The following is a 9,948-nucleotide window of genomic DNA, read 5'->3' as shown; positions in this document are numbered from 1 at the left end:
GTGTCGGCGTCGGCAGGAAGCGGCGGGATGTCACCGAGGAGGGCGCTTGTTCGGGCCCGGGAGGACGCAACTATGACCTATGTGAGCCCTTGGGAGACTCCCGAGCGACGTGAATTGCGCGCCACCGTGCGCGGTTTCGCCGAGCGCGAGGTGCTGCCCCAACTGGACGAGTGGGAACGCGCCGGTGAGATTCCGCGCGAGTTGCACAAGAAGGCGGGCGCGCTGGGCCTTTTGGGCATCCAGTTCCCCGAATCGGTGGGCGGTTCCGGCGGTGACGGCCTCGATGCCGCGATCGTGTGCGAGGAGATGCATTACGCGGGCTGCTCGGGTGGCCTGTTCGCATCACTGTTCACCTGCGGTATCGCGGTGCCGCACATTGCCGCGTCCGGGAACCGCGAGCAGATCGAGCGCTGGGTGAAGCCGACGCTGGCGGGCGAGAAGATCGGCTCACTGGCCATCACCGAACCCGGCGGCGGCTCGGATGTCGGGCATCTGCGCACCAGCGCGGTGCGCGACGGCGACGAATACGTGGTGAACGGCTCGAAGACGTTCATCACCTCGGGCGTGCGCGCGGACTACGTGGTGACGGCGGTGCGCACGGGCGGTCCCGGCGCGTCCGGTGTGTCGCTGCTGGTAGTGGAGAAGGGGACGCCAGGATTCACCGTCAGCCGCAAACTCGAGAAGATGGGCTGGCTGGCCTCGGACACCGCCGAACTGTCGTATGTCGATGCGCGCGTACCGGTTTCGAATCTGGTCGGCGTCGAGAACAGTGGATTCGCCCAGATCGCACAGGCATTCGTGAGCGAACGGGTGGGCCTGGCCGCGCAGGCGTACGGGCATGCGCAGCGCTGCCTGGACCTGACCCTGCAGTGGTGCCGGGATCGGGAGACCTTCGGCCGCCCGCTGATCAGCCGTCAGGCGGTGCAGAACACGTTGTCGGAGATGGCCCGCCGGATCGATGTCGCGCGGGTGTACACCCGGCACGTGGTCGAGCGCGCGGCGGCAGGTGACACCGATCTGATCGCGGAGGTGTGCTTCGCCAAGAACACCGCCGTGGAGACTGCGGAATGGGTTGCGCACCAGGCGGTTCAGCTGTTCGGCGGGCTCGGTTACATGCGCGAGTCCGAGGTCGAGCGGCATTATCGGGATGTGCGCATCCTCGGTATCGGCGGCGGCACCAACGAGATCCTGACCAGCCTCGCGGCCAAGCGATTGGGGTTCCAGTCTTGAGTATCCTGCGTAGTTCCCTGGACGCGGCGTCGGCGGATTACGCCACCGCCGCCGAGGCCATGACGGCGAAACTGGCCGAGGTGGAGGCCGAGTACGCCAAGAACATCGCCGGCGGCGGCCCGGACAAGCTGGCGCGACATCGCAAGCGCGGCAAGCTGACCGCGCGTGAGCGCATCGAACTGCTCATCGACGAGGATTCGCCGTTCCTGGAACTGGCTCCACTCGCCGCCTGGGGCAGTGAATTCCATGTGGGCGCGAGCGTCATCGCGGGCATCGGCATCGTGGAGGGCGTCGAATGCATGATCGTCGCCCCGGATCCGACCGTGCGCGGCGGCACCTCGAATCCGTGGACGTTGCGCAAGAACCTGCGGATGAACGATATCGCGCTGGAGAACCGGCTCCCGGTCATCGGACTGGTCGAATCCGGCGGCGCGGATCTGCCGACGCAGAAGGAGGTCTTCGTCCCCGGCGGCCGCATGTTCCGGGATCTGACTCGCCTGTCCGCAGCTGGAATACCCACCATCGCACTGGTTTTCGGCAATTCCACGGCCGGTGGCGCGTACATCCCGGGGATGTCCGACTACACCGTCATGATCAAGGAACGGTCCAAGGTGTTCCTGGGTGGTCCGCCGCTGGTGAAGATGGCCACCGGTGAGGAATCCGACGACGAATCCCTCGGCGGCGCGGAAATGCACGCGCGCGTCTCGGGTCTGGCCGATTATCTGGCCGCGGACGAACAGGATGCGATCCGTCTGGGCCGGTCGATCGTCAAGCGCCTCAACTGGACCAAGCGCGGTCCGGCGCCGCGGGCCGAGGTCATCGAACCGCTGTACGACCAGGATGAGCTGCTCGGCATCGTGCCGACGGATCTGAAGATTCCGTTCGATCCGCGCGAGGTGATCGCCCGGGTGGTGGACGGCTCGGATTTCGACGAGTTCAAACCGCTCTACGGCTCCAGCCTGGTGACGGGATGGGCCGAACTGCACGGCTATCCGGTCGGCATTCTCGCCAACGCCCGCGGCGTGCTGTTCTCCGAGGAGGCGCAGAAGGCGGCGCAGTTCATCCAGCTGGCCAATCAGTCCGATACGCCACTGTTGTTCCTGCACAACACGACCGGCTACATGGTCGGCAAGGAGTACGAGCAGAAGGGCATCATCAAGCACGGCGCGATGATGATCAACGCGGTCTCCAATTCGAAGGTGCCGCACATCTCGGTGCTGATGGGGGCGTCCTACGGTGCGGGCCACTACGGCATGTGCGGGCGGGCCTACGATCCGCGCTTCGTCTTCGCCTGGCCCAGTGCGAAATCCGCGGTGATGGGTGGTGCGCAGCTGGCGGGCGTCATCTCGATCGTGGGACGCGCGGCCGCCGAGGCCAAGGGGATGCCGTTCGACGAGGAGGCCGACAAGGGGATGCGCGCGATGATCGAGGCGCAGATCGAGGCCGAATCACTGCCCATGTTCATGTCGGGCCGCCTGTACGACGACGGCGTCATCGACCCCCGCGACACCCGCACGGTACTGGGAATGGCGTTGTCCGCCATCCACAATGCCCCGATCGAGGGCGCCGCGGGTTTCGGCGTCTTCCGGATGTGAGGCGAGGTATGGAAATCACGAACGTTCTGGTCGCCAATCGCGGCGAGATCGCCCGGCGCGTCTTCGCGACCTGCCGCCGCATGGGAATCGCCACCACCGCCGTCTATTCGGACGCCGACGCGAACTCACCCCATGTGGCGGAGGCGGATTCGGCCGTCCGGCTGCCCGGCAACGCTCCGGGCGAGACCTATCTGCGTGTTGAGCTCATCATCGAGGCCGCGCTGGCCGCGGGTGCGGACGCGATTCATCCCGGTTACGGATTCCTCTCGGAGAACGCCGGATTCGCGAAGGCCGTGCAGGAGGCCGGGCTGATCTGGATCGGCCCGCCCGTCGCGGCCATCGAGCAGATGGGCTCGAAGGTCGAGGCCAAGAAGATGATGGACGCGGCCGGTGTCCCGGTGCTGAAGCAACTCGACCCGGCCGAGGTCACCGCCGAGGTGCTGCCGGTGCTGATCAAGGCGTCGGCGGGCGGTGGCGGCCGCGGTATGCGGGTGGTGCGCGAGGTGGCCGATCTGGCCGCGCAGCTCGAGGCGGCGCAGCGTGAGGCCGAATCGGCCTTCGGCGATCCGACCGTGTTCTGCGAGCGGTATCTCGAGACCGGACGGCATATCGAAGTGCAGGTCATGGCCGATACGCACGGCGCGGTGTGGGCGGTGGGGGAGCGGGAATGCTCCATTCAGCGGCGGCATCAGAAGGTCGTGGAGGAGGCCCCCTCGCCGCTGGTGGAGAAGATCGACGGCATGCGCGAGCGGTTGTTCACCGCGGCGCGGCTGGCCGCGGAGGCGATCGGTTACGAGGGCGCGGGCACGGTCGAATTCCTGGCCGACGAGAGGGGCGATTTCTTCTTCCTGGAGATGAATACCCGTCTGCAGGTGGAACATCCGGTCACCGAACAGGTCACCGGGCTGGATCTGGTCCGGTTGCAGTTGCAGGTTGCCGCGGGACGTCCGTTGCCCGCGCGGCAGCCCGGTCTGCGCGGACATTCCATCGAGGTGCGCCTGTACGCGGAGGATCCGGCACAGGATTGGCAGCCGCAGAGCGGTCCGGTGTTTCGGCTCGACATTCCCGGCGCCACAGGGGAGTTCACCGTCCTGACCGAACCGGGCGTGCGCCTGGACACCGGCGTGGTGGACGGCTCGCAGGTCGGAGTGCACTACGACCCGATGCTGTCCAAGGTGATCTCCTATGCCGAAACCCGAGACGAGGCAGCGCATCTGCTGGCCTCGGCGTTGCAGCGGGCGAAGATCCACGGATTGGTGACCAACCGCGATCTGCTGGTCCGGGTCCTGCGGCATCCGGCCTTCCTCGCGGGTGATACCGATACCGCGTTCTTCGCCACGCACGGACTGGAAAAGCTCTCCGCTCCTTTGATTTCCGAAGGCGACGAGAAGCTGTCCATCGTCGCCGCGGCCCTGTCCGACGCCGCGGCCAATCGCGCCGCGGCCCGCATCGGCGCGGGCCTGCCCAGCGGCTGGCGCAATCTCCCCTCCCAGCCACAGGCCAAGTCCTACGAGTCCCGGATCAGCGGCAAACACGAGATCCGCTACCGCCTCACCCGCGCCGGCCTCGTGGTCGACGGTTTCGACGGCCTCGAATTGATCGAGGCCACACCGGATTCGGTCACCCTGACCGTTCCCGGCGACCGAGGCCGGGTTCGCCGCCGCTTCGAGATCGCGCGTTACGGCGATCTGGTGACGATCGACTCGCCACTGGGCCCGGTAGCGGTGAAACACCTGCCGCGCTTCGAGGATCCGGCCGATCAGGTGGCCGAGGGCTCGCTGCTCGCGCCCATGCCGGGCGCGGTCATCCGCCTCGGCGCACAGGCGGGCGATCGGGTCGAGAAGGGGCAGCCGATCCTGTGGCTGGAGGCGATGAAGATGGAGCACACCATCGCCGCCCCCGCCGCGGGCATCCTTGCCGAATTGAATGTCGTTGCCGGTCAGCAGGTCGAGGTGGGCGCCGTGCTCGCCGTGGTCCACAGCGAAGATCAGGAGTAGCCCATGAGTTTCATCGAATCCGACGAGCAGAAGGCGCTGCGGGCCGCGGTGGCCAAGCTGGCCGAGAAGTACAACTTCCGCGAGTACGCCGGACCCAAGGCCCGGCGCAACGAGCCGTACGACGAATTGTGGTCCGAGGCCGGCGAACTCGGCTTCCTGGGCGTGAATCTGCCCGAGGAGTACGGCGGTGGCGGCGCGGGCATCTACGAGCTGGCCCTGGTGCAGGAGGAGTTGTCCGCGCGCGGCTGCGGTCTGCTGCTCATGGTGGTGTCCCCGGCCATCTGCGGCACGATCATCACCAAATACGGCACCGAGGATCAGAAGAAGTACTGGCTCACGCGCCTGGCCGACGGTTCGTCGAAGATGGTCTTCGGCATCACCGAACCCGACGCCGGATCCAATTCGCACAAGATCACCACCACCGCCCGCCGCGACGGCGAGGACTGGATCCTCAACGGCCGCAAGATCTTCATCTCCGGCGTCGACCAGGCCGAGGCGGTGCTCATCGTGGCCCGCACCGAGAACGCCAAGACCGGCAACCTCCAGCCGGCCCTGTTCATCGTGCCGACCGACGCTCCCGGCCTGGTCAAGACGGCGCAGCAGATGGACATCATCGAACCGGACAACCAGTTCACCCTGTTCCTCGACGACGTGCGCCTGCCCGGCACCGCCCTGGTCGGCCAGGAGGACGCGGCCATCGCGCAACTGTTCGCGGGCCTGAATCCCGAGCGGATCATGGGTGCGGCGATGGCGGTCGGCATGGGCCGCTATGCCATCGACCGCGCGGTCGAATACGCCAAGGAGCGCGCGGTGTGGAAGGGTGTGCCGATCGGTGCGCACCAAGGTCTTTCGCATCCGCTCGCGCAGGTGAAGATCGAACTGGAGCTGGCCAAGCTGATGATGCAGAAGGCCGCGGTGCTCTACGACTCCGGCGACGACTTCGGTGCGGCCGAGGCGGCGAACATGGCGAAATACGCTGCGGCCGAGGCGAGTATCAAGGCGTTGGACCAGTCCATCCAGACACACGGCGGCTCGGGCCTGACCAGTGACGTCGGGTTGGCCGGGATGCTCGCCGCGGCCCGTATCGCGCGCGTGGCGCCGGTCAGTCGCGAGATGATCCTGAACTTCGTCTCCCAGCACTCGCTGGGCCTGCCCAGGTCCTACTGAGGGGTGACCATGAGCGAAACTTCCGGTGCCGATTCACCTTTCGTGCACTACGAGGTGAGTGACGGATTCGCCGTGCTCACCCTGGACTCGCCGCACAATCGCAACGCGCTGTCCTCGCGTCTGGTCGGTGAACTCCTGTCGGGCCTCGAGCGCGCCGCCGCCGACGAGTCCGCACGCGGTGTCGTCCTGACCCACACCGGCAATACCTTCTGCGCCGGTGCGGATCTCAAGGAAGCCCTGGATGCCGACCCGGCCGCGGCGGCGGATATCCGGACCCGGTGGATGATCCGGGTGCTGCGGGACATCCTGGAGCTTCCCAAACCCGTTGTGGCGCAGGTCGATGGCAATGTCCGCGCCGGTGGTATGGGCATCCTGGCCGCGTGCGACATCGCCGTGGCCGGTCCCTCCAGCACCTTCGCGCTGACCGAGGCGCGAATCGGCCTGGCCCCCTTCATGATCTCGCTGACACTGCTGCCGCGCACGACCTCCCGCGCGGCCGGGCGCTACTACCAGACCGGCGAAACCTTCGACGCCGCCGAAGCCGAGCGCATCGGCCTGATCACCGTGGCGGCCCAGGACGCGGTCGCGGAGGTGAGCCGGTTGCGCGGCGAACTGCGCAAGGGCTCACCGCAGGGTCTGGCCGAGAGCAAGCGTCTGGTGAACGCGGCCCTGCTCGCCGAGTTCGACCGTTCGGCCGAGGAACTGGCGAAACGGTCCGCCTCGTATTTCGGAACGTCCGAGGTGGTCGAGGGTATGACGGCCTTCTTTCAGCGTCGTCCGCCGAGCTGGGCAGAATAGCTCGTCATGGCTACCCCGCACGAACCCAAGCAGGACCGCAGCCGGGCCACCCGGCAGCGGCTGCTCGAATCGACCATCGACACGCTGGCCGAAACCGGTTGGGCGGCGGCCACCGTGGCCGTGGTGGCCGAGCGGGCCGGGGTGTCACGCGGTGCGGCGCAACATCATTTCCCGACGCGAGAGGATCTGATCACCGCCGCACTCGAGTACATGTTCGACATCCGCATGGCGCAGGCCGAGACGGAGGCGCGCAGTCTGCGGCGGATCGCGGAGGGCGTCGGCCGCACCGAGGCCGTGGTGGGCTCGCTGGTCGAGTCCTATACGAGCCCGCTGTTCAAGGCGGCTCTACAGGTGTGGACGCACGCCGCCGCCGACCCCGCCCTGCGCGAACGCATCGTCCCGCTGGAGGCCCGCTTCGGCCGCGTCTCACACCGCATGGCCGTGGGCGCGCTGGGCGTCGACGATTCCGATCCGGTCGCCCACCATCTCGTCCAGGCCACCATGGACCTGGCCCGCGGACTGGGCCTGGCCGACGTCCTCACCGACGATTCGGCCCGTCGCAAGGAAATCGTCGCCCAATGGGCCAAAACTCTGCACGCTGAGTTGTTCGGCCTCCGCTCCGCTACGGCGGAGGTGACTCCGCCGATGCCGGTTGGCCAACGGAGTGTGACCGGCCCAACTTGATTTGGCGGACCGGCCGATGCCGGTTACGCTAGGCGGGTTGTTCCTGGCCCCGTCGTCTAGCGGCCTAGGACGCCGCCCTCTCAAGGCGGTAGCGCGGGTTCAAATCCCGTCGGGGCTACATCGAGAAGCCGCGCCTGTGTGCGCGGCTTTTTCCTTTCTCGACGAATTCGCTTGGCGGCCGGTCGAATTCGGGTCGCTATGCGAGGTTCTCGGCGGCCCGCGGGCCGCCGACCGCATTGCGGAACACCCAGCGCAGTGCGATGAACCGGATCAGCGTGGCGACCAGATTCGCGACCACCAGCACGAACAGTTGCAGGTGCACGGCCGCACCGGGAGCCCAGTGATGCAGCGCGAACAGCGAACCACTGGTCAGGAACCAGGTGAAGACGAAGATCAACAACCCCTGGATCTGATGGGAGACGGCCTTGCTGGATCCGCGCACACCGAAGGTGAACGCCCGATTGGCCGTCGTATTACCGATGGCAGTGATCAGCAGCGCCAGGAAGTTCGCCGCCTGCGCACCCGTGAGCGGCTGCAACACCAGGTACAGGACCATGAAGGCGAGCGTCGAGATCACCCCCACGATGCCGAATCGCACCACCTGCCCGACCATGCCCAGCGGCACACCCTCCACCAGGGGCTCCCGCCCGATCGCGATACGCAGTTCGTTGATGGGCAGTCGACCGGTCGCCAGGGCCCGCCCGAGCCGCCAGATGCCGCGCAGATCCTTGCGGGCGGTATCGATGATGTCCACGCGCGAATCGGGATCATCGATCCAGTCCACCGGAACCTCGTGAATCCGCAGTCCGGCGCGTTCGGCGATGACCAGCAGTTCGGTGTCGAAGAACCATTCCCCGTCCTGCACCAGCGGCAGGACCAGCTGGCCGACGTCGGTGCGCATGGCCTTGAATCCGCACTGTGCGTCGGAGAAGCGGGCTTGCAGCGACGCCTTCAGGATCAGGTTGTAGCTGCGAGAAATGAATTCGCGCTTGGGTCCGCGCACCACGCGCGAGGATTTGGCCAGCCGCGTGCCGATCGCCAGATCCGAATGTCCGGACACCAGGGGTGCGACCAGTGGCAGCAGCGCGTTGAGGTCGGTGGACAGGTCGACGTCCATGTAGGCGACGACCTGCGCGTCCGATGCCTCCCAGACCGCGCGCAGCGCCCGGCCGCGACCCTTGCGATCCAGATGGACCACGTGCACGTCGGCCAGCTCGTCGGCCAACCCCTGGGCGACGGCCAGAGTGGTATCGGTGGAGGCGTTGTCCGCTATGGTGATCCGCGCACTGAACGGGAATCCGTCACCGAGGAACTCGTGCAGGCGCCGTACGCAGACGCCGAGATCACGCTCCTCGTTGTAGACCGGGATCACCACATCCAGCACGGGCGTCAGTACGGCATCGTCCGGATCGCACTCGTGAGCCGCCGTTGCGGTGTCGGTCATGGGCTCCACCGTTGAGGACCAGCCTTGGTTCTGGCTGCGGCAGAGCTGGGAGATTCCTGGGAGAGTGGCCGCAGGGGTTGCGCGATTCAAGTTTCAAACAAAGAATATTTGGCCCCTCAATCGTGGGAATGCAGCCGCCACAGCGGTGAGACCGGCCCGTGGCCGGCGCCCAGGTCGTAGGACGCGGCCAGGCAGCGCCGGGTCCACTCCTTACCGAATTCCACGGCCTCGGGAACGGTGTAGCCGTGCGCGAGCGCGCAGGCGGTGGCCGCGGCCAGGGTGTCGCCGCCGCCGTGATCGTTGCCGGTCTCGATGCGCGGGGCGGACAGTTCGACGAACGTGTCGCCGTCGTAGAGCAGATCGGTGCTGAATGCCGACGAACGCAGATGCCCGCCCTTGACGATCGCCCAGCGCGGTCCCAGTCCGTGCAGCGCCTCGGCCGCCTTGTGCGCCGTGCGATCGTCGACGACCTCGATCCCGGTGAGCAGCCGTACTTCGTCCAGATTCGGGGTGACCAGGGTGGCACACGGAATCAGTATGTGCCGCAACGCATCCAGCGCCTCGGCGTGCAGCAGCGGGTCGCCGTGCATGGAGGCCGCGACGGGATCGACCACCAGCGGGATGTGCCCGTCGCGGCCGATGCCCAGCTCCCGGCACACGCCCGCGACCGCCTCGATGATCGCGGTCGAGGCGAGCATGCCGGTCTTGGCCGCGCCGATGCCGATATCGCTCACCACGACGCGCACCTGATCGGCGACCACCTCGGGCGGGATCTCGTGAAATCCGCTGACGCCCACCGAATTCTGCACCGTCACCGCCGCCACCGCGACGCAGGCGTGCACGCCGAGCAGGGCCATCGTGCGGGAATCGGCCTGGATGCCCGCGCCGCCGCCGGAATCGGTTCCGGCGATGGTCAGCGCACGGACCGGCGTGCGGCCATCGGGAGTCAGGGGCAGAAGTCTCACACCCTCAGACATTACGTCCCGCCGATCCGGGCCCCGCCGCAACTTCTTTAATGAAAACGATTATCATT

The 9,948-nt window shown here is 67.1% G+C and carries 8 protein-coding genes and 1 tRNA gene; 7 read left to right on the top strand and 2 right to left on the bottom strand.

Going from position 1 to position 9,948, the window contains the following annotated elements; genetic code table 11:
* The first annotated feature begins 81 nt into the window (after positions 1 to 81).
* The 7 genes from ON40_RS31210 (at position 82) to ON40_RS31180 (ending at position 7,589) form a co-directional block, all read left to right on the top strand.
* Complete coding sequence (locus tag ON40_RS31210) at positions 82 to 1,230, top strand: acyl-CoA dehydrogenase family protein (RefSeq protein WP_040828593.1); 1,149 nt, start codon at positions 82 to 84, stop codon at positions 1,228 to 1,230.
* Complete coding sequence (locus ON40_RS31205) at positions 1,227 to 2,825, top strand: acyl-CoA carboxylase subunit beta (RefSeq protein ID WP_040828579.1); 1,599 nt, start codon at positions 1,227 to 1,229, stop codon at positions 2,823 to 2,825. Before ON40_RS31210 ends, ON40_RS31205 begins: the two co-directional genes overlap by 4 nt.
* Before the next feature lie 8 nt (positions 2,826 to 2,833).
* Positions 2,834 to 4,822, top strand: a complete 1,989-nt coding sequence (locus ON40_RS31200; RefSeq protein ID WP_040828578.1) for an acetyl/propionyl/methylcrotonyl-CoA carboxylase subunit alpha — start codon at positions 2,834 to 2,836, stop codon at positions 4,820 to 4,822.
* Between the two features lie 3 nt (positions 4,823 to 4,825).
* Entirely contained in the window at positions 4,826 to 5,989 is a 1,164-nt protein-coding gene (locus tag ON40_RS31195) for an acyl-CoA dehydrogenase family protein (protein WP_040828577.1), read from the top strand.
* 9 nt (positions 5,990 to 5,998) lie between these two features.
* Entirely contained in the window at positions 5,999 to 6,787 is a 789-nt protein-coding gene (locus tag ON40_RS31190) for an enoyl-CoA hydratase family protein (protein WP_040828576.1), read from the top strand.
* Positions 6,788 to 6,793: 6 nt separating this feature from the next.
* Positions 6,794 to 7,471 (top strand): TetR/AcrR family transcriptional regulator, encoded by a 678-nt coding sequence (locus tag ON40_RS31185; RefSeq protein ID WP_051193785.1) that lies wholly within the window; start codon positions 6,794 to 6,796, stop codon positions 7,469 to 7,471.
* A 45-nt stretch (positions 7,472 to 7,516) separates the two neighbouring features.
* Positions 7,517 to 7,589 (top strand) — tRNA-Glu (locus ON40_RS31180).
* 78 nt (positions 7,590 to 7,667) lie between these two features.
* On the opposite strand, the gene ON40_RS31175 is transcribed toward ON40_RS31180, so the two are convergent.
* Positions 7,668 to 8,915 (bottom strand): bifunctional glycosyltransferase family 2/GtrA family protein, encoded by a 1,248-nt coding sequence (locus ON40_RS31175; RefSeq protein WP_040828574.1) that lies wholly within the window; start codon positions 8,913 to 8,915, stop codon positions 7,668 to 7,670.
* Between the two features lie 116 nt (positions 8,916 to 9,031).
* On the bottom strand, positions 9,032 to 9,880 hold the full coding sequence (gene thiD, locus ON40_RS31170) for a bifunctional hydroxymethylpyrimidine kinase/phosphomethylpyrimidine kinase (protein ID WP_040828573.1): 849 nt from the start codon (positions 9,878 to 9,880) through the stop codon (positions 9,032 to 9,034).
* Positions 9,881 to 9,948: the final 68 nt, after the last annotated feature.

The organism is Nocardia jiangxiensis NBRC 101359 (assembly GCF_000308615.1).
Lineage (GTDB): Bacteria > Actinomycetota > Actinomycetes > Mycobacteriales > Mycobacteriaceae > Nocardia > Nocardia jiangxiensis.
The sequence above is the reverse complement of the archived record's forward strand: the minus strand, read 5'-3'. Positions and strand labels throughout refer to the sequence as shown.

Excerpts from the sequence above, each read along its gene's own strand:
- ON40_RS31185 (WP_051193785.1), top strand. The coding sequence starts at position 6,794 with ATGGCTACCCCGCACGAACCCAAGCAGGACCGCAGCCGGGCCACCCGG.
- ON40_RS31175 (WP_040828574.1), bottom strand. The coding sequence starts at position 8,915 with ATGACCGACACCGCAACGGCGGCTCACGAGTGCGATCCGGACGATGCC.
- ON40_RS31200 (WP_040828578.1), top strand. The coding sequence starts at position 2,834 with ATGGAAATCACGAACGTTCTGGTCGCCAATCGCGGCGAGATCGCCCGG.
- ON40_RS31195 (WP_040828577.1), top strand. The coding sequence starts at position 4,826 with ATGAGTTTCATCGAATCCGACGAGCAGAAGGCGCTGCGGGCCGCGGTG.
- ON40_RS31190 (WP_040828576.1), top strand. The coding sequence starts at position 5,999 with ATGAGCGAAACTTCCGGTGCCGATTCACCTTTCGTGCACTACGAGGTG.